Source organism: Chengkuizengella sediminis (assembly GCF_010078385.1).
Lineage (GTDB): Bacteria > Bacillota > Bacilli > Paenibacillales > KCTC-33759 > Chengkuizengella > Chengkuizengella sediminis.
In genome coordinates, this window is sequence record NZ_SIJC01000004.1 from 346,144 (window position 1) to 366,633 (window position 20,490).

A 20,490-nucleotide genomic window follows, 5' to 3' on the forward strand; every position below is an offset into this window, starting at 1 on the left:
TAATAATATCCTATATTGTAAAAATAATCAATTGTTATTTTTTGCTAACCACGTGAATTCATCTAAGCCAATAATGTAATTAATCATATCCTGATAGTTAATAATATCCCACATTATTAGAATAATCAATTATTTTTTCCATTTATTATGATAATAACTTACTCTTAAGAACATAACCAAAACATAAATATTACATTTTTCTTAAGATTAATCCGACTTTAATTGTATTTCTATACTTAATTGTATAAATTTGTACCCTCCATTTTGTAATGATACTAAATAATTTTTGATTAATAAAATGAACATCTTTTATATTAAGTATTGATTTTATTAATAGATTCCATCTTCCACCGCTAACAGTAATAATATAAATATCACTATCATTGGATCAATTACGTGTGAATCAAGTTAAAAATTCGCATAAAAAAAATCGTAAGTCTCCTCATTCATGTGAGGAAAACTTACGATAGTTTAATGTGTGATTGATATTTATACTATTCTACAATAAGAATTTTAGGTGACGTTTTTCTTATTAGCTTTGAAGCAAACCATGCTCCTAATCCAACTGAAATGACTGCAAAAGGAACAACAGTGACAATTCGATACCACTCAATAATTAAAGGCATTTCCACTATACCATAATCGGTTAAAATGATATTTAACAGAATGGGTAAAATGTAAAGGCCAATTGGAATACCAATGATTACACCTGTTCCTGCAAGAAACAATGAACCAGTTGTAATAGAGAATCTAATTTGCCTTGAAGTCATTCCAATAGATTTATATATTCCGTATACTTTACTTTCTTTTTTAATATTCATACTGCTAATATTATAGGTAATGATGAAAGCAACAATGAGGAATAACAAACCCATAATGGACATGGGCAAAATTAATATGGAAACAGCTTGGGAAAATGTTTCATTAATCAAGGTTTCCTGCGTTGCAATAAAAATATCATCTCCATACTTCTCAATCAGTTCATTAACCATTAGATCTGGCGAAACCCCTTGAAGTACGTTGAATAAAAACAATGGATTCTCTATTTCTCCTTTAAGGTTAAGCTTGTTCACTGCATCTGAAGTCATTCTTGCTGAGTTAGACATGTTTGCAATAGCTTGGTAAACCCCAGATATGGTATAAGTACCTTTGATATTTTGTATATAAACGTCAATTGTATCTCCCACACTTTTATTTAACTTTTTTGATACATTGACACCAATAGAAATTTCATGATTACCTTTCGGATTTTCACCAAGGATGTTCACAAATCCAATGTCATCAAATTTTCCATCAGTTGTCATAATATAGATTCCTGTATTCATTTCACTAGTATTATTTTTGTTTTCAGTTTCTGAAATAACTCCATACAGATTACCAATATTATTCACATCTTTAATTCTGTTATCATTTAAAAGATCCTGTTTTAAAGCACTTACTGATACAACTGATGTATCAAGGATTTCAACGTTTATATCGGAATTGTCATAACCCCAAAGTGGAATCGTTTTATGAATGGATGCAATGCTAAATATAAAAACACATCCGAAAACCAGGACAGATGTGGTAAGTGCAGTGATGATAATCATCAGTAATGATCCACGAATATTTTGTAATATCCTTCTTGTTCCAGTGACGAACGTAACTGGTAATATATCAAATCCAATCATTCGATTTCTTGAAGCATTTAGTCTTTTAGATCTTTTCATGTTTTCTTTTTCAGTCATTCCATATCTCATAGCCTGCGCAGGTTGAATCGATTTTGCTTTTAGAGCAAATAACAATGATACCAAAGTGACTATTGAAATGACCAAGATACCAATAAAAAAAGCATCTTTCGAAAAATTGATGTTTAATAACGAATCTCTTGTTTCTAAGTAGGAAAGAGACATCCTAATAATAATTTTTGAAAAATAAAAACTAAACAGGATACCAGGAATGACGGAAAGAACAGACAGAAGAGCATACTGAATGACATATACACGAACCAAGTGATCAGATGAAATACCAATAGATTTGATAATACCAATTGTTTTTACATTTGACAATATCGCATCAGATATCGTGTATCCTATCGTATATAGAGCTGCTAAAATCATAACAACTGCAAGAAAAATCATAATAAAACTAATTAATTGATTTATAATTAAGTAAAAAGAAGAAATACTCTCAAAATCCTGTGACGTTTCTAGAAAAGGACTACCTAGGGCATGTTCAAATTGATTCCAATACAAATTTTGATTATTTACGTTGTCGTACCGTAAACTCATCATAAATTTATCTGTACCTTGCATATTAGCAATATATTGATTATAATCCGTTGAATTCATCCATATTCTTGAAGTAATTGTGAAAGGCTGACTAAAAAAAATATCTACCACAATAGCTGATACCTTTAAATATAATATGCCTGTCTCTGTTTTAAATCCCATCGGGTCCCCTATCGATATATTCTTTGAATAAGCTAACGATGTTGGAATCCAAACTGTCCCTTCCCCAGGAGTGTTAGATTTCATACCATGTGCAAAATTAAGCTTGTCAACTGAAGATGGAACAAGAGGAGTATTCATCATGTACAAACCAATATTAGAAACTTCCTTGTCTTGATGTGTAAACCATGATAAACTACGGTATTCGATCAACTCAGATGAGTTCACTCCTTCTTGCTCTTGCCACCAACGATAGATAGGATACGGGTTGTATAAACCATCTTCAAAGTATAAAATTTGATGAGATCCGTTTACTTCGTTGTGCATGTTAGAAAAAACTTCGTCTGTATTATTCATAACCAAAACAGCTGTTGAAAGGAGTAATGTAGATAACATAATAATGATTGCAATCATTCCATTTTGAACTTTCTTTCTTCTCAAGCTGGATAAACACAACAACCATACAGGATACATTCTATTACTCCTTTCTTGAAACAAACGAATAAATTCTCATTTCTCTCTCTTTCAAATTTTCAGGTTTATATTTACTCAACTCTAAAATCCCTTCCACCATTCCATCTTTAATAAGAATAAGTCGGTCCGCCCTACAGGCTGCTTTTAAATCATGCGTCACCATAACTATCGATTGTCCTAATTTATTTACATTTGTTAAAATGTTCAGTATATTATTACCTTGTTCAAAATTTAGAGCACCCGTCGGTTCATCTGCAAAAATAACCTCCGGTGTGCTAATTAATGACCGAGCAATCGCTGCTCTTTGTTGTTGACCGCCAGAAACCTGAGATGGAAATCTTTTTTTTAACCTTTCGATATCCATTAATTTCATCAGTGATGATGCCTTTTTTCTTACCTCTGTTTTATTGTTGCCCGCAACATATCCTGGAAAAGTAATATTCTCATACAAAGTAAGGTCAGGGACTAAATTAATAGATTGATATACATATCCGATTTTATGCGCTCTGAAACTAGCCATATCAACCTCAGAGTATGAATCTATTCTCCTATCTTTAAAATAGATTTCACCATGAGTCAGATTATCCAATCCGCTTAACATATATAAAAGCGTTGATTTACCAGAGCCAGAGCTTCCCATAATGACTGTAAAATCACCTTTATATATTTCTAAATCTATATTTCTGACTGCATGGAATTTCTCACTTCCGCTTCCATAAACTTTTGAAATATGGACAGCTTTCAATAATACTTCTCTATTATCATTACATTTCTTTTCAATTACATTTGCAGTTAACATAAGTTTCACCATCTTTATAATTCTCTTCTTTTTATAAACCACCAGCTGCAATAAAATAAAATGATTGTAACAATGGAGGAAAGCACAATTTGCATTACAATAGAAGGATTAAATAGCAAATATGATAATCCTATTCCTACTCCTTCTCTTAATGTACCTATAGCCATACTTACTGGTATAATGATAGATAATGCTATATACAATCCGATCCCTAAAACATGTTTATAACAAGAAACCAATAAGTTGATGAAAGAAATCACAAGTAGATATGAAAAAAACTGATATAAAAACATGCCTACTACACCACTTCTATCCCAGTTAAAAAGAGCCATAATATTAAAGTATTCCCTTACACTAGGGTTTAAATAATTGTTTTCAAACAAAAACCAAAGAATATTAAACAAAGAAAAAATAATACTATAAAATACATATGTCCATATGATGCCCTTCATGTAATCTCTTCTTGATGCTCCAAGACTTAGTAAACGTCTAAAAAAATATAATGGAAGTATGAGGGGAACAACTAAAAGAAATATGGTTATTACGTTGGCAAAAGAGATTCCAATCGTATCATTGATCCCGCTCATATTAAAAACAGTATCTAAAACCCCCTGTAATGCTACTGCAAGAATAAACACAAAAAGTGAGAATTTTAATATATTTGAATTAGCTCTAACAATACTTAAAGATCTATTCATTAACTTCCCCTCCTACAGAATAATACGAGAAAAATTTTTGCAAGGGCATATGATCAACGGAAAGTTCCATTGTAGCTGCCTTTTCCTTTTCTTCATTGCTCAGAGTATCGTAGATAGCAGCGATTGTAATGCTACCATGAGTTTCTCTATGAATAATATTCTTGTCCTGTAAAAAAGATTCTACCTCGGTATTTTTTCCAGAAATAAAATATGATTTGTTCTTGATATTTTCCATGTCATCTGATAATTTAATTGAACCAGATTCCATAATAAATATTTTTTCTACAATCTTAGAAACTTCATCAATTAAATGTGTCGACATGAAAATTGTTCGAGGGTGTTCTGCATAATCTTCGACAAGAATATTATAGAACTTCTCTCTCATTAGAGGATCCAAGCCTAATACAGGTTCATCAAAAGCAGTAATTGGAGCTCTGCTCGCAAGTCCAATGGTTATCCCAACTAGTGATTCCATACCCCGCGAAAGTTTTTTAAACTTTTTATTGGGATCTAGCTCAAAAAGATTTAATAACTTCTTGGCAAAATCCCAGTCCCAATTATCATAATAAGGCGCAGCATATTCTAACAAATCAATGACCTTTGCCCCACCAAAGAACAAGTTTTTTTCTTTGACGTAACAAAGAGATTCAGGAGTTTCACCTTTTTTTAATTGATTTCCATAAACAAGAATATCCCCTTCATCTTGAAAAATGCTGCCACTAATTAAATTTAAAAAGGTTGTTTTTCCTGCTCCATTCCTTCCTAGGAGTCCGTATATTTTATTTTCCTCCAGTTTTATGTTAATGTTTCTTAATGCCTCTGTACTTCCGTAACTTTTGAGTAGGTTATTGGTTTCTAAAACGACCTGCATTCTCAATCAACTCCTATTTCCATTTTTAATCAATTTGATCACATCATCCGTTGTTAAATTAATTTTGTTAGCTTCATTTAACATCCTCTGTACATATTGACTATAAAAAGAATCTCTTCTTTTTTTCAAAATTTTCTCTACCGCACCCTCAGCAACAAACATACCCAATCCTCTCCTTTTGAACAAAATACCTTCTTCTACAAGCAGATTAATTCCTTTTACTGCTGTTGCAGGATTAATTTGAAAAGTTTTTGCAAAAGCTGTGGTTGACATGACTTGATCATCTATTTCATATGTTTGATTTAAAATATCATCTTCGATCATCTCAGCTATTTGTAAAAAAATCGGCTGCCCATCATCAAAGCTAGCCTTCAATATAATCACCTCGAATCTACTAGTACAAACTACACTCGATTGGTTAGTTACTTATGTAGTTAACCATATATGCTTTTGAAATATTTGTCAAGAATATTTTTCTTAAAAAGAAAAAAACTTCCAAATATTTAATGGAAGTTTTTTTAAATTTTCAAATATGTGGATGTTAATGATAATAGATTTATCTCCAAGTATGGGAATAGTTAATCAATATTTAACTCGGGTTTTCCCTTTTCAGCAATGATACTCCAGTTTTGACCACCATCTTCACTTTTATATACATCAACATTAAAAGTAGCTATCGTTATTTCTTGATTATTTTTTGGGTTTTGTGTCATGTACTGAATTGCGTCTTCTGGCATTTCAGGAATATCAACTTCAATGATCTCACCTGAATTTATATCCATCTGTTGAATTTTAGCTTGATCATCATACGTGCCAACCCATAACTTCCCATCAAAATCAAAGTATGCAGAAGTTGTTTGATCTCCGTCAAAAAGTTTTTCAAATGAATCACCATAGTTTTTAGATAAATACAATCCATCCCCACTAGTGACCACAACGATTGAATCATCATCAGGATGAACTGCCAGCCCGTTTGCTTCTAACTGTGCTGGGTAACCTTCTAAACGGCTTTTTTTCCATGTATTTGTTTCGTCTTGTGTAAAATACAACCCTGGATCTGCCATCATTTCATTTGGTTCCGGATTCATAACATAAAAAGTATTGGTATTATAAGATACTCCTGTTAGATGAAAATCCACTTTACCATATAAAGTTAGTTGATCTACACTTTCTCCTTCATCTCTACTTTTAACTATACCTAGAGGATTTTTTAATGCAGACCCCAAAGCAGGATGCCCGCTGGCATAAAATCCATCATTGGTCATAGCAAATCCCATATAATCATGATTTGCCCCATCACCCTCTCGCCAATTTCCCTCTTCATATACTTTCAATCCTGTATGTGATGCAAGGAGTAAGTGATTTCCTCCCGAGTTATATCCCATCCCATGAACGTGCCCGAATTCAACAATATCATCACTGCTGCCACTTGGGTTATAATATACGAACCCACTAATAACAACACCAACTAGGGATACAATCCATCCTATACGTATCCATTGAACTTTGTTTTTGTATGCTCTTCTATGTTTGCGTTCTTGCGAATTTTTTGAATTTTCCATCGTGTTTATTTTATATTTCAAAATATAAAATAAGATAAAGAATAGTAAAAATAGTATCCCGAATCCGAAGAATAAGTATAATGGAACCATCGAATTTGTCAAAGATTCATCCTCAGTACCATGTGCTGCTGCCAATGTTGGTAATATTGTCATTCCTAATAAAAATAAAGTGAAAATCTTGTTACGTTTCATTCATAATTCTCCCTTGCTTTTCATTCACTTCTTGCATCTTTTTTAAGTTGTCTATCTCTTGAGCAAGTTTCTTATTTTGTTCTTTTATTTCATCCAATTCTGAATTTCTTTCATTATTTTGGTGATGTTCATTTCCATGACAACAAGCTGCTTTGTTTTCATGTGTATGCCCTCGACTACCATGCATCCCCTTCATCATAAAAATCATCATGATAGGACAAATCAGTAAAATAAACAGTGATAACCAATCCATTCATTTCCCTCCTTTAGGATATAATTTTTCTTACGAGAACCAATAGAACTTAAGTGTTAAAAGTTATTTTCCATATTACTTTTCTTTTTCTCTAGTGAATACAAGAATCCCATAACTATGAAACTTAGTAATATAACACTTATACTTGTCCATTGACCTGCTGTCCAATCTAACGCATACCTTGGTGAGTCACCACGGAGGAATTCAAGTGAAAACCTACCAATGGAATATAAAATATTATAGTAAAGAAAGATAAAACCTGTTGGCCAGTTACGATTTTTAAGTATTAATAACATTGCAAAAACGATAAGGTTCCATTGACCTTCCCAGACCTCTGCTGGCCAAAGTGGTTGAGACCCATACCTATCATAAGCCATGGTCCCTTCTGGATAAACAATTCCAAATCCTGAATCGGTCGGAGCCCCATAAGCATCCCCATTCAAAAAACAAGCTATACGTCCAACTGCCTGACCGAGAATGATAGCAGGAGCTACAATATCTGCAAATTCCCAAAATGACAGTTTATGGAGACGTGAGTAAAGTGCAGCCGCTAGAAATCCGCCGATCAAAGCTCCTTGGATAGCTATTCCACCTCTCCAAATAGCAAAAATTAATTCCGGGTGTTCAGAATAATAGGGCCATTGAAATAAAAACACATGCCAAATTCTTGCACCGATCATTGCCCCAATAATTACGTAAATGAAAACACCTGATAGATGGTTACGATAAGCTGTATTTTTAGCAAAATAATAGGCTGCCCCCAATGCTAATAGAATGGCGAGTACAACGACAAGCCCATAAGATCTAACAGCAAATCCCCCTATTTCAAATAAAATGACTTTCAAGCTCTTCCCTCCTGATTGATGAAATTTCCTTTTACATTTTAATTTTAGTTTTTAATACCTTATTATCCTAACAATCAAATTTGCAGAAAGTTTGAAGAAACCCTCGCTTCTTAAAAAGGCAAATTATTTGGGATGAGCTAGCAATTTATATGTATAAAACGTAATTTATAACAAATAATCTAGTTAGAAAGGAGGAATTATCCTGGCTACAATAGTTAATACACCTACAGAAGTAAATCAAGCTTGTATTGACATCTGTAACAGATGTATGCAGGTGTGTGAAGAATGTTTGACTTCATGTTTAAATGAACCAGATGTACAGGCTCGGATTCATTGTATTCAAATGCTTCGAGATTGTGCTGACATTTGCGCTACAGCCTCACAATATATGTCTCGTAACAGCAGTTATGCTAAACAAATGTGCAGTCTTTGTTCAGAAATCTGTACTGCTTGTGCAGAACATTGTGCTAAATTTCAAGATGAACATTGTCAAAAATGTGCAAAAATATGTCAACAATGTGCTGATGAGTGCAGAAAAATGGCAGGTTAATCATTAAATTAAAATAAAGTCGGGTTTCCCCCGACTTCAACTTTGCCCCTTTATTCAGGATCATTATGAAATTCTCCGTTTAGTTCAAATGGAGAGTAGTATCCATTATATTTTACTGCTGTTACCATCCCGTTAGTCGCATGAAGAAGATCATGACAATGAAATAACCAATCTCCAGGGTTATCAGCATTGAACACTCCCACCACTTAACGCTTTGCGTTTGAAGTGAGGGATTCCTAAGTACAGAAACCTAATGGTCTCTAATGGATTAGGCTGATGCGAAATTTATAGGCTTTATTGACTAACATTTCCTCACCTCGCTTAGTTTCATTTTACAACAAAGAGGAAGTGATTAAAAACATTTGTTCGAGTGTGCAGGTGCATTCATCCCCCACTTCACTTTCACTCGTTTCACATTGTTTCAGTTTGAAGTTGGGGGTCTTCTGCTGGGAATAGATAAATATAAAAAAATTGTTTTTGTCTTTCACACTGGATCTATGGGGGAAAATAGTAGTCAATTTTTAATCAACAACGGATATATGAATGTTTCTAACTTAACTGGCGGAATGGCAAAATGGCCAGGTCCTATTTCTTAAGATGTGAAAAAGTGCCTCCGAAAAATGTTCTCGGTTAGGCACTTTTATATCATTTTATCCTTACTATTTAGGCTTATTCTTTTACAATAAATTTTCCAACCATACCTGCTTCTTTATGCCCAGGTACTGTGCAATAAAATTCAAATTCACCTGCTTCTTTAGGAATAAACTTAATACTTACTGTTTGCCCTGCATTTGCGTTCATATGAATACTTTTCATTCCATCATCTTTCTTGTCACCATGACCTTCATCAGCATATACTTTTTGAAAACTGAAAAATGTATCTAAAAATGACTGTTCATCTGAGTGTTCAGCCATTTCACTCATATAAGTAATCTCAACATCCAATTCACTCTCAGTTAAGTCATGGAAAATCTGACCTTCATTCGTTAAAACTAATTCATATTCTTTCCCTACTTCTAAGGTTATCTTATCAGGATCATATCCCATCTCAAATGCAGACACATCAATTGTTAGATCTTCGGATTTTTCCTTTTCAACTTGATTTTGTTCTTCTGATTTATCATCGCCATTAGTTTCATTACTATTCGATTCCTCTTGCTTTTCTTGTTGAGTACCAGAATCGTTCTCTAAAGCTTGTTCATCATTCGAAGAACATCCAGTCAGTATAATAATAAAAAGGCCAAATACTACTAAATATTTTTTCATAAAAGAATCCTCCTCATAGTTACATACATATAATCCTAGTTATATTATAGGTATACCCCGTAATGGTATCTTCTTAAACTATATTGTATTTTCTTTAATAAATCCAGTTAAAAATGATTAACAAATTTTTCTATTTCACCTAACATGAATTTAAATCTTCAGTAAAATAATTTGAGTAATTGCATAGTTTCTTCATATTTTATTGCTAACATGTACTGTAATTATGATCTTAATGAGAGGAGAATGTGAATTGACCCCAAAACATAGCCGACGTCAATTTCTTAAAAACACAGCCAAGGGAACCTTTAGTTTGATGGCAATGTCTGCTGTTCCACTCAGTTTAACTGCCTGTAATGATTTAGAAAATATAAATACGAGTGCAATGGCTAACTTAGGACCTTTGGAAGAGTTGAAAACGGGACCTTTCCCTAAAAAAGTAGATTATGTAGTAACGATTGAAGATGGATGGATTACCCAAGAAAGAAGTGGATTCGTTTTTATTCAATTGGAAGAAAAAAATAATGAAATGATGATTATGTCTCCAATCTGTACACATCTCGGATGTACAGCCTCATTTGCAAAAGAAGAACAAATAAAAAATGGAGTTACTTTCTTTTGCCCATGTCACGGTGGGCAGTATGATGAATTTGGCAACAATATTGGAGGTCCTCCACCTAGACCACTAGATCTCTTCCAACCATTTATAAAAGACGGGAATGTTTATATTCCTGTATTAAGTCCAACTGAACGAAATGTTTGATAGAAAAAAAGGTTGATTTATTTCTTACATGATAGAATGATTATCTAACGAAACAAGGAGCTTTATCATAATCAGTTCCTTGTTTAAAACGAATGAAAGCAAAACTTAATATATAATTTTTGTTACGTTCTTCCTATCCTAGAAAAAAAGGACCTATTTGATTCAATATATAAAAAAATGTAAAAAACATAGCTGCTATCCATAAAGGGTGATGGAAAGCCCTTTTAATAAATCCTTCAATTGAAGCCTTTGTCTCTTGTTGAACCATATAAATTAATATTAGAAATATACCTACAAAAATGATGAAAAATACACTTACAATAGAATTATAATAGTTAGGTGAAATCATTCCCCCTAACATTGCACCCATCATACCTCCCATTAAACCTGATAAAATCCCATCTAACACTGCCATAATGCTAATAGGAGATCCTAATAAATATCCTGCTATCATTCCTACTATCATTCCCAATAATGTTGCAATAAACAGTTCTGAAAACATAATTCCAAGTATAACACCACTTAATAAACCAACCATCATTCCAACGGTCATTGCAATCATCATCCCTGTCATACATGAAATGTGTTTTCGTTTAGTAAAAATATAATAAAATAAAAATAAGGTGAAAAGCACAATAGAAGATATGACAAATAATAAAGATAGAGTCAATGGATTCCCCTCCAATAAAAATTAGGTTTGTACACATATATGCATAAACACGAAAGATAAACCATATTTTTTCATTTCCAACCGACGAGAAATAAGAAGATATTTTTATAAGATTTCTGCACAATTTCTCCACATTTTTCTGATATGTTTTTCTTTATAAAATCTTCAGAGTAGTTCAAGGGAGTTACAATATGATAACACTATTAACCATCATACTATTATTCATTTCTACACCCTCAGACCTCCAATTGCTTGAATCTGAAATGACATCACAAATCAAAGAATTTAACATTACAACACAAGCATTAGAATGGAATTTTGGTAGAAATGTAATTGACCAAGTTTGGACTTATAACGGAACTGTTCCAGGTGAAGAAATTCGTGTAACTGAAGGGGACACAGTCAGAGTGAATTTACAAAATACATTAACTGAACCCGTAACAATCCATTGGCATGGCATGGTATTACCTAACACCATGGATGGAGTTGCAGGAGTCACTCAAAACCCCGTACAACCTGACGAAAGTTTCACTTATGAATTCATAGCAAACAAAGCTGGTACCTATTGGTACCATTCACATCAAAACAGCGCAAACCAAGTAGATAAAGGTCTATATGGAGCATTTATTATTGAACCTAATGAAAAATCGTATAATCAAGATTTTGTCTTGATCTTAGATGAATGGTCGTTACCTATAAGCGACATCAATGCTATTAATACGAATGATATGCTAGGATTAAATACTAATAGTTTAGAAGAAAGTAGTAAGGATGATAATACAGGAGAAATTTACAATGCAAGTCCTTATTTTGGAGACTCAGATACAGAAATGCTTTATAACGCATTTACTATAAATGGGAAAAGGTATCCTGATACTCAGCCTTTATTGGTTAATCAGGGTGAAATCATTCGCCTGCGTTTCATTAATTCTGGTTACATGAAACATTGGTTAGATTTTAACGAACAGCCTTATACAATTGTTGCATCTGATGCAAGTGACGTTCCTAATCCATCCTTAACTACGGATATTTTGGAAATTGCACCGAGTGAAAGAATTGATATTGAATTTAAAGTTGAAAATAAAGATTCTTGGTACATACAAAGTGCTGATATAGATTTTGCATCTGCTGATATGAAAATGCCTGTAATCATAGATGACTCTATTAATGAATCACCACAAAAACTAGACTTTACAAAAGAAATAAAGAAACCTACAGAATATGATGCGATGGAACCAATATTTGCAAAAGATGACAAGCCAACATTAGAATATGAAATGATTTTAAACGCAGATGTAAAATGGGGTGAGGGTTTACAATTTACAATCAACGAAAAAGCTTATCCCGAAACCATCCCTTTAGTAGTAAATGAAGGGGATCTTGTTAAAGTGAAAATAATAAATGCTAGTATGTTTGACCATCCTATGCACTTACATGGACACCCATTTCAGATCATTTCAAAAAATGGAGAACTACTTCCAAAAACACTTGTAAAAGATGTGATTAACATACTACCAGGAGATGAATACGAAATCATGTTTAAAGCAGAATACCCTGGACATTGGGCATTTCATTGCCATGATTTATTACATGCTGATGGCGGGATGAAAACAATAATCCAATATGACGGTTATACTCCACCTTTTAAAGTTCACAAAAATTAACGATTTATAACATGTTAATACTTACACTTCTCATTGTTCATGAAACATAGTTACATGTTAATTATGTATAATTTGGATATTCCCACTTGACATATACTATGCAGGGGTATAGTATAATAAATATCAAAACTTTTTGATTTTGAGTTTAAAACAAGGCCTCAGAAGTCACATATTATAACTTTTTACAAATCAGTGAGAGGTGGTGAAATCTTTGAAGCCGGTTATTGAGTTTTGTAAAACGAATTTAGAGAATGGTACTCAAAAAGCTTTCGAAAACCTAAATAAAGATCCTAATTTAGATATTGAAACGTATGACTGCTTAGAAAATTGTCCTACATGTGCTCAATCATTGTACGCATTAGTAAACAAAGAAATAATCAAAGGGAATGATCCCGATGATCTAGTTGAAAATATATATAAACATTTAAACTAATAATCAACCTTATTCCTCCAATTTAAAGGAGTAAGGTTGTTTTTCAAGATTCTCATAAAATCAACCTTAATGGAATAGTTTAATTTATATTCATGTCATAATTTTTCTTTCAATCGATCATACTCTTCTACTGTTATCTCACCTCTAGCTAGTCGTTCTTTTAAAATATCAATATGGTGTGTCGATCCTCGATTTCCATTGATATACTTTTTCAATAAATAGAAACCTAAAAAGACTAATGCACCCCAAAAAAGAAACATACCTAACATCATTATTCCTCCTCCTTGAAAACCTGCACATTCATCAAACCAATGCATTTAAAGTCATCTCCTTTCCATATTCTTATTTTAGCAGTCAATTGTGCAGAATCTTTGAAGAGAGTTCATTCCCATTTATAACCTATCCCCCATACTGTTTTTAAATGATCATCAATTGGAAAACTAACATTTCTACACTTTTCCCTAATATTTCTTAAGTGCGAATCTACTGTACGCCCTTCTATATCTGAATCGAATCCCCATATTGTTTCGATTAACTTTTCGCGGCTGAATACTGATTGCTGATGTTTTAAAAACAAACCTATCATTTCAAACTCTTTTGGCGTTAAAGTAATCACTTTATCTTTATAATCTAATTCATGTTTTTCTTCATCCCATTTTAAACCTTTAAATTCAATCTGTTGTATGTGATGTGTTCTTCTTAGAACTGCCTCAATACGTGCCAACAAAACAGCTTCGTCAAAAGGTTTTGTTATGTAATCATCCGCTCCAATCTTTAATCCCTTCACCATATCGCTACTTTGATCACGTGCAGTCAGCATAATAATGGGTACATCAGAGAACTCACGTATGGTTTCAGCTGTTTCCCAACCATCTAGCTCAGGCATCATAATATCAAGAAGTACCAAATCAAAAGATTCTCCTTCGAGTAAATGAATCGCATCTTTCCCATTACTTACTGCTAAACATTGAAAGCCATTTGGCACTAAATATAACTTTAGCAACTGCTGCATTCTAATTTCATCATCAACAATTAATACTTTCACTATTTTCACTCCTCTTCTATTTCCAAGTAGATGGTAAAGATTGTTCCCTTCCTTATTTCACTTTCAACCCCTACCTCTCCATCATGTCTTTCAATAATTTCTTTTGCAATTGTTAAACCTAATCCACTGCCTCCTGTAACACGTGAACGAGATTTATCTACTCTATATAAACGATCCCATATTCTTGATAAATCCTTTTTTGGAATACCCTCTCCTTCATCAGAGATTTGTATCTTGATTCGCTGGTTCTCTTTTAGTACGCTAATTTGTACACGAGTATTAGAAGAAGAGTATTTTAAAGCATTGTCTAGAAAGTTATGGATTACTTGTCCAAATCGTATCCGATCAATATTTACATAAATAGACTCATCACAAAAAAGTTCCAGTGAAACATCATTTTCCTCATAAGCTGGTTTAAATCGAGCAACAATTTCCTGAAGATAGTTACAACAATTAACTCGTTCTTTGCGAATTAAGAATTCATTTTGATCCATTTTTGCGAGGTCAAACAAATCTTCCACTAAACTTGTTACATTTTCAGCTTCTTCTTGAATAATAGTAATAAATTCTTCTCTTTCTTTCAGGGTAAGGTTTGGTCTTTTTAATACATCAGCATATCCTTTTAAGTAAGTTAGTGGTGTCCGAAGTTCATGTGAAATATTTGATAAAAATTCTGACCTTTCTTTTTTTAATCTCTTCAAATCATTGGATAGTTTCTGTATCGATCGAGAGAGATCACCCAACTCATCTTCACGATAAGTATCTAACATTACATCACTTTTTCCATGGCTAAGTTTTTCAGTAGCTTTTTTCATTTGAATTAAAGGAACTGTTATAAACCTAGACAAAAACAAGGTTATGATTATAGAAATAACAATTGCAAGAATCCCCACTATGAGAAACTGTATCGTCAGACTTTGAATCATATCCCTTATAGGTTGTGTTTCCAAAAACATATACACATATCCTTTTTTACTCTCACCAATAAGTATGGGATTTATCGTTGCTAAAAAGGGTTCACTCCTCCAACGAGATTCAACCATTACACCATGTTGTGAAAAATCAATTGTTTTACTTTTTTGTATGAAATGTTTCATTTCATCATTGACCTCATTTGAGGCTTCTACTATTTCAAATTTATCGTCTGTAATGACAACCATTGTTTCAGCTTCAGATTCCATAAGTGCTACATGTTTAATCGTGATTAAATCAAATTTTTTTTCTAATACATTACGATGACTCATTCCACGAGCTAATAAGTTATCTGTTTCACTTTCAACCCTCTCACTGACGATAGAAAAATAAAGAAAAAAGAAAAGCATAGATTCAATGAGGAATATAAAAATAAAAAACAACATTCCTAACTTAAAAGATAGTTTTTTAATTCAGATCAGCCCCCATATTCTCTACATTTTAATTACTAATCATATTATAATATTTTGAATTGGATAAATAAAATTGGCCCTCATTCAGATTAATATTTCCACAAAAACTGCTATATAATATACTTTTCAATATTCAATAAATAAAAAAACCTAATAGATCAAGGATTCCTGACCTATATAGGTTTTTTCATCTACACCTTAAAAGCCTTCATAGCTTTACGAAGTTCTTTAATTGAAGGTCGTTTTCCATACATCAAGACTCCTGTACGATATATTTTTGCAGATAACCAGCCACCACCTAATATCGTTGCAAGTAAAATGCCCAAGGATAACCAAATTTCCCATAATGCAGGTTCGCCAATACCAATGCGGAGTGTCATCACAAACGGGGTGAAAAAGGGAATAAAAGAAGACCAAACAACAAGTGCTGAATCTGGCATACTGATGCTAAATATAGCAATATAAAAACCAGCTAATGAAATAAATGTCATCGGCATGATTGCTTGACCTAAATCCTCCGTTCGGCTTACGATAGAGCCTATAGCTGCAAATAATGTAGAATATAAAAAGAAACCCATGAAGTATAACAATATCGAATAAACGAAAATCGGTAAGATCAAAGTCAAATCTACACTGCTCATATCTAAATTAATCTGTTCAAACACTTCTGCATTATGAGGTAACAGTATATTTACTACTAACACGGTAACGAATATTAGAATTTGACTCATACTTACAATAAACATCCCAATAATTTTGCCAAACATTTGTGTTAAGGAAGGAACGGAGGTCACTAAAATTTCCATCACTCGAGAACTCTTTTCTGTCGTAATCTCAGTCGCTATTAATTGACCTGAAATCATAATCCCCATAAAAAGAAGGATGATTACAGCATACGATATAAATAGAGATATTTTCTCTTCAGATTCATTCTTCCCCTCTGCTTGTGTTCCTCCTTGGGTAGTATCCGTTGTATCTGTTAATTCCACACTTTCAAAGGAAACAGGAGCAAGTAGTATAGTTTGCTCATCACTAGACAAACCCATTTCTTTTGCTACGATATCTGTCTTTAATAATTTAAAAACGTTCTGAAATTCAGCTTGAAGATTATATCCTAAAGATGTTTCTGAAGTATATACTACGATTGGAAAACCATCCACTTCCTCGTTTTTTAGTTGAATATATCCCTCTATTTCACCTTCATTTAACTTATCCATTGCCATTTGTTCGTTTTCTTCTATCGTATTTTTTTCTCCAAAAAGTACAATTTCAACATCTGCATCCTCTTGTTTTTGGAAATATTGCTGAACACTTGTAGCAATCTCAGAATTATCTTCTAAAAAACCAATTTTGACTGGTTCATCAGAAGAAAACACGGTGATTATGTAAGGAACATTCAGTCCTATACACATGATTAGAGCTATAATAAGTGTTGTTATGATAAATGCTTTGGTTTTGAGCTTATTTCGAATTGTGAACGCAGCTACTGTAAACAATTTATTCATTTCCCTCACCTCCAACAACTTTAATGAAAATTTCATTTAATGTCGGCTCTAGAACTTCAAAACGGGAAACCGTGCTTTGATCCATAGCTATTTTTAAAATATTCTGTGCAGCTTCTACTTCTGAAATTTTTATTTCGTAACCATAGGACTGTTTCTGAACAGAATTTACACCCGTTATAGACTCAAGCCCTGATATCTCATTTTCAACACTTAAAATTACTCTTTCCCTTGGAAATGTAGATTTAATATCTTTTATGTTTCCTTTTAAAACCGTTTTAGAGCGATCTAATATTGAAATATTGCTGCATAACTCCTCTACATGTTCCATACGATGTGTAGAAAAAAGGATACTGGTACCTGTATCTCTTAAGTCCTTCACTGCTTTTTTAAGTAGTTCAACATTCACTGGATCCAATCCGCTAAAAGCCTCATCTAATATTAAAATTTCTGGGTCATGAATGACTGAAGCAATGAATTGAATTTTTTGCTGATTCCCTTTTGAAAGCTCCTCCACTTTTTTATTATAATACTCAGTTACTTCAAAACGTTCAAGCCAATCCTTTAAGTTTTTATCTGCTTGTTTTTTGGAATAACCTCTTAACTGAGCTAAATACAACAGTTGATCGCTGACTTTCACTTTAGGGTATAGTCCTCTTTCTTCAGGTAAATAACCTAGTTTACTAGTTAACTCTTCTGTGAAAGTTTTTCCATTATATAATATCTGACCTTCATCTGGATAAATCAATCCAAGCACCATGCGCATCGATGTCGTCTTACCAGCGCCATTCGCACCTAATAAACCATATATTTCTCCTTTTGATACTGATAAATCTAAATGATCTACTGCAGTTTTATCCACAAATTGTTTCGTTACCTGATCCAACTTTAAGGTTGTCATAACACCACCCCTTTCTCTAATATGTAGCAACTAATTCAATATTATGTTTAAAAGTATAAAAAACGACCAAGAGATATTCTCCTAATCGTTTTTACGTGAAATCATAAATATAGTTTCAAAACATTGTTATTTTTAATTAAACTCGTTGACCATGTTTATTTAACAAACGATCCATTTTTTCTTTTTCAGGATCATTCCTTTTCTCTTTATCATACCATTGACGGAATGTATATAGTAAAAATCCACCATACATAAACTCCTGAATCAACTTCATGATGACACCACCAAGTTGTTGATCCTCAGCAGGTTTCGTAAAAGCAAAAGCTTGTGGTCCTGTGAATAAATTCAAGATCTCTGATGAACTTGCTGGGAAACAATATCCTAATGCTTGAGCCCATATTAATGGATCATTAAACGAACCGTATAACGGAGTACGTGAAAAAATAATGAGTGCACATGCTGGCGTAAGTAAAGCTCCGTTTAGGAAAATGTAACCCATCTTTTTAACGCCCCATATTTTATCCATTTCAGGAACTGGACAAACAATCGGCCACCACATCATCATGGCAGCAACAAACAGAAGAATGTAATAAGCTGTATGCACATTATAATGGATCATCACAAAATCATGAACCATCGGTATATGATAAATTGAAAAAGCCGCATTGAAAAACAGTACAGTAAAAATCGGATGAAGTATAAAAGTACCTTTTTTAATCCACTTCAAATTGAAAAAAGCTCTTAAAAACCATACTGGTAATCCTAAAATAAGAAATGGTGGTGCAACCATGTATACAACGGACATCCCAATCATATGTCCAGTAAATGTTAAATGCGCTAATAAGTCTAACGGTCCTCCATGTGAAAGATACACAAGAAATAAGCCAAATAAAAATGAAACTTTTTGGATTAACTTTACTGGTTCCGAATCTTTAAAACGATCTCTACCAGGACCCACTAACCATAAATACAAAGTTGCAATAAACAAGCTGAACATAAGAAACAGTGGACTCCAAACCGCACTAAAACCAAATTGCTCGACTAAACCAAACATAAAGCATCCCTTCCAAGATACCCACAAAAGTAGCTCTTTAAATGATACCCAGTTCATGGATGAACTGTTGTCGGAGTTGCCACATCGACGTGGCAGCTTACGATCGACAGATTACTTTTGCGGGGCATTTTTATTAATATTAATTTAACAAAAGGAGCAAATCTTAAAATTTGCTCCTAATTGTCTTACTCTTATAACCAAACCCAATAAATGGCCGTAATAAACGCGGTTATTGCTACAAATGCCCCTGTAGCTAGGAACATAATTTGAAAGAAATGACCTCGATCTTTCATATGCATCCAAAATGCTAATTGAATTACAGCTTGAAAGATGGCTAGTAATACGATAAATATTTTGATGAACGTTGGGTCTAATGCAGAATTAGCTACTGCCATAAAGGCAAGTAATGTTAAAAAGATCGATATTCCAAATGCGATAATATGATTTTTAGGTCCCTCATGAATAGTACCACGTTTAACTCGATCCTGTACTTGTTCTTGATTTGCTTCCATATGATTAACCTACCTTTCCCATAAGATATACAATGGTAAAGATAAATACCCAAACCACATCAATAAAATGCCAGTACAATGATGCTACATAAATTTTAGGTGCTGTCACGGTGGTCAGACCCTTTTTCTTTATTTGAATCATGAGTAATGAAATCCAAAGAACTCCAAGTGCTACGTGAGCTCCATGAAAACCAACTAGTGCATAAAACGATGAACTAAATGCACTCGTTGTAAAGCCAAAGGACTCATGATTCACATACTCCCAAAACTCAAATATTTCTAACCCTAAAAATCCAAGACCTAAAACAACCGTTACTCCCAGCCAAATCAACATATTTTTAATGTTCTTGTGGTGCATCGCTTGAATTGCAAATACACTCGTTAGACTACTTGTTAATAAGATAAATGTAGCTATAGCTGTGATGCTTAATGAAAATAATTCTACTCCAGATGGCCCGTCTAAAGTGCTATTTCTTAATGCTATGAATGTAGCAAACAAAGTTCCAAAAAGAACCGTTTCTCCACCTAAAAACAACCAAAAACCTAAAACCTTATTTCTGCCCTCTAATGTCGCTTTTTCTGGTTCAGGAGGCAGTTTATCTAAATGAGCTTCCGCATGACTCAT

The 20,490-nt window shown here is 33.1% G+C and carries 24 protein-coding genes; 5 read left to right on the forward strand and 19 right to left on the reverse strand.

Translation table 11 applies throughout. From position 1 onward, the window contains the following. Positions 1-494 precede the first annotated feature (494 nt). From EPK97_RS10695 to lgt, 8 genes are all read right to left on the reverse strand, one after another. Entirely contained in the window at positions 495-2,903 is a 2,409-nt protein-coding gene (locus tag EPK97_RS10695; protein ID WP_162036607.1) for an ABC transporter permease, read from the reverse strand. Positions 2,904-2,907: 4 nt separating this feature from the next. After that, complete coding sequence (locus EPK97_RS10700) at positions 2,908-3,702, reverse strand: ABC transporter ATP-binding protein (RefSeq protein WP_162036608.1); 795 nt, start codon at positions 3,700-3,702, stop codon at positions 2,908-2,910. Between the two features lie 14 nt (positions 3,703-3,716). Next, positions 3,717-4,400: a hypothetical protein gene (locus EPK97_RS10705; RefSeq protein ID WP_162036609.1), complete on the reverse strand. Its 684-nt coding sequence runs from the start codon at positions 4,398-4,400 to the stop codon at positions 3,717-3,719. After that, on the reverse strand, positions 4,393-5,271 hold the full coding sequence (locus EPK97_RS10710; protein WP_162036610.1) for an ABC transporter ATP-binding protein: 879 nt from the start codon (positions 5,269-5,271) through the stop codon (positions 4,393-4,395). Before EPK97_RS10710 ends, EPK97_RS10705 begins: the two co-directional genes overlap by 8 nt. A gap of 6 nt (positions 5,272-5,277) precedes the next feature. Beyond that, positions 5,278-5,655: a GntR family transcriptional regulator gene (locus tag EPK97_RS10715; protein WP_338075690.1), complete on the reverse strand. Its 378-nt coding sequence runs from the start codon at positions 5,653-5,655 to the stop codon at positions 5,278-5,280. A gap of 194 nt (positions 5,656-5,849) precedes the next feature. After that, complete coding sequence (locus tag EPK97_RS10720) at positions 5,850-7,025, reverse strand: F510_1955 family glycosylhydrolase (protein ID WP_162036611.1); 1,176 nt, start codon at positions 7,023-7,025, stop codon at positions 5,850-5,852. Beyond that, positions 7,015-7,278, reverse strand: a complete 264-nt coding sequence (locus EPK97_RS10725; protein ID WP_162036612.1) for a DUF2933 domain-containing protein — start codon at positions 7,276-7,278, stop codon at positions 7,015-7,017. Before EPK97_RS10725 ends, EPK97_RS10720 begins: the two co-directional genes overlap by 11 nt. A 56-nt stretch (positions 7,279-7,334) precedes the next feature. Continuing rightward, positions 7,335-8,123 carry a prolipoprotein diacylglyceryl transferase gene (lgt, locus tag EPK97_RS10730; protein ID WP_162036613.1) on the reverse strand — a complete coding sequence of 263 codons (789 nt, stop codon included), beginning with the start codon at positions 8,121-8,123 and terminating at the stop codon, positions 7,335-7,337. 211 nt (positions 8,124-8,334) lie between these two features. On the opposite strand from lgt, the gene EPK97_RS10735 reads away from it, so the two are divergent. Next, on the forward strand, positions 8,335-8,673 hold the full coding sequence (locus EPK97_RS10735; RefSeq protein ID WP_476695766.1) for a four-helix bundle copper-binding protein: 339 nt from the start codon (positions 8,335-8,337) through the stop codon (positions 8,671-8,673). 50 nt (positions 8,674-8,723) lie between these two features. On the opposite strand, the gene EPK97_RS10740 is transcribed toward EPK97_RS10735, so the two are convergent. After that, positions 8,724-8,870, reverse strand: a complete 147-nt coding sequence (locus EPK97_RS10740) for a multicopper oxidase domain-containing protein (RefSeq protein WP_420826787.1) — start codon at positions 8,868-8,870, stop codon at positions 8,724-8,726. Positions 8,871-9,089: 219 nt separating this feature from the next. Here EPK97_RS10740 and EPK97_RS22580 point away from each other — a divergent pair, with 219 nt between their 5' ends. Further along, positions 9,090-9,269, forward strand: coding sequence for a rhodanese-like domain-containing protein (locus EPK97_RS22580; protein WP_420826790.1), 180 nt, complete (start codon positions 9,090-9,092; stop codon positions 9,267-9,269). Between the two features lie 73 nt (positions 9,270-9,342). Here the strand turns inward: EPK97_RS22580 and EPK97_RS10750 are convergent, their stop codons facing one another. After that, on the reverse strand, positions 9,343-9,939 hold the full coding sequence (locus EPK97_RS10750) for a cupredoxin domain-containing protein (RefSeq protein WP_162036616.1): 597 nt from the start codon (positions 9,937-9,939) through the stop codon (positions 9,343-9,345). Positions 9,940-10,189: 250 nt separating this feature from the next. Here EPK97_RS10750 and EPK97_RS10755 point away from each other — a divergent pair, with 250 nt between their 5' ends. Next, positions 10,190-10,699 (forward strand): QcrA and Rieske domain-containing protein, encoded by a 510-nt coding sequence (locus tag EPK97_RS10755; RefSeq protein WP_240903776.1) that lies wholly within the window; start codon positions 10,190-10,192, stop codon positions 10,697-10,699. 133 nt (positions 10,700-10,832) lie between these two features. On the opposite strand, the gene EPK97_RS10760 is transcribed toward EPK97_RS10755, so the two are convergent. Then, positions 10,833-11,369, reverse strand: coding sequence for a hypothetical protein (locus tag EPK97_RS10760; protein WP_162036617.1), 537 nt, complete (start codon positions 11,367-11,369; stop codon positions 10,833-10,835). 191 nt (positions 11,370-11,560) lie between these two features. Here EPK97_RS10760 and EPK97_RS10765 point away from each other — a divergent pair, with 191 nt between their 5' ends. Both EPK97_RS10765 and EPK97_RS10770 read left to right on the forward strand, forming a co-directional pair. Then, a complete protein-coding gene (locus EPK97_RS10765) occupies positions 11,561-13,033 on the forward strand; it encodes a multicopper oxidase family protein (RefSeq protein ID WP_162036618.1) in 1,473 nt (490 codons plus the stop codon). Positions 13,034-13,244: 211 nt separating this feature from the next. Continuing rightward, positions 13,245-13,466, forward strand: a complete 222-nt coding sequence (locus EPK97_RS10770) for a DUF1450 domain-containing protein (protein WP_162036619.1) — start codon at positions 13,245-13,247, stop codon at positions 13,464-13,466. 95 nt (positions 13,467-13,561) lie between these two features. On the opposite strand, the gene EPK97_RS10775 is transcribed toward EPK97_RS10770, so the two are convergent. From EPK97_RS10775 to EPK97_RS10810, 8 genes are all read right to left on the reverse strand, one after another. Then, a complete protein-coding gene (locus tag EPK97_RS10775) occupies positions 13,562-13,783 on the reverse strand; it encodes an SHOCT domain-containing protein (RefSeq protein WP_162036620.1) in 222 nt (73 codons plus the stop codon). 65 nt (positions 13,784-13,848) lie between these two features. Then, entirely contained in the window at positions 13,849-14,514 is a 666-nt protein-coding gene (locus EPK97_RS10780; protein WP_162036742.1) for a response regulator, read from the reverse strand. A 2-nt stretch (positions 14,515-14,516) separates the two neighbouring features. After that, positions 14,517-15,755 (reverse strand): sensor histidine kinase, encoded by a 1,239-nt coding sequence (locus EPK97_RS10785; protein WP_240903777.1) that lies wholly within the window; start codon positions 15,753-15,755, stop codon positions 14,517-14,519. A 332-nt stretch (positions 15,756-16,087) separates the two neighbouring features. After that, entirely contained in the window at positions 16,088-17,401 is a 1,314-nt protein-coding gene (locus EPK97_RS10790) for an ABC transporter permease (protein WP_162036621.1), read from the reverse strand. Then, positions 17,394-18,299, reverse strand: a complete 906-nt coding sequence (locus tag EPK97_RS10795; protein WP_162036622.1) for an ABC transporter ATP-binding protein — start codon at positions 18,297-18,299, stop codon at positions 17,394-17,396. The genes EPK97_RS10790 and EPK97_RS10795 overlap by 8 nt, the downstream gene beginning before the upstream one ends. Positions 18,300-18,435: 136 nt before the next feature. After that, positions 18,436-19,353 (reverse strand): cytochrome c oxidase assembly factor CtaG, encoded by a 918-nt coding sequence (ctaG, locus tag EPK97_RS10800; RefSeq protein WP_162036623.1) that lies wholly within the window; start codon positions 19,351-19,353, stop codon positions 18,436-18,438. A gap of 191 nt (positions 19,354-19,544) precedes the next feature. After that, positions 19,545-19,865: a cytochrome C oxidase subunit IV family protein gene (locus EPK97_RS10805; protein WP_162036624.1), complete on the reverse strand. Its 321-nt coding sequence runs from the start codon at positions 19,863-19,865 to the stop codon at positions 19,545-19,547. A gap of 4 nt (positions 19,866-19,869) precedes the next feature. Continuing rightward, positions 19,870-20,490 carry a cytochrome (ubi)quinol oxidase subunit III gene (locus EPK97_RS10810; protein ID WP_162036625.1) on the reverse strand — a complete coding sequence of 207 codons (621 nt, stop codon included), beginning with the start codon at positions 20,488-20,490 and terminating at the stop codon, positions 19,870-19,872.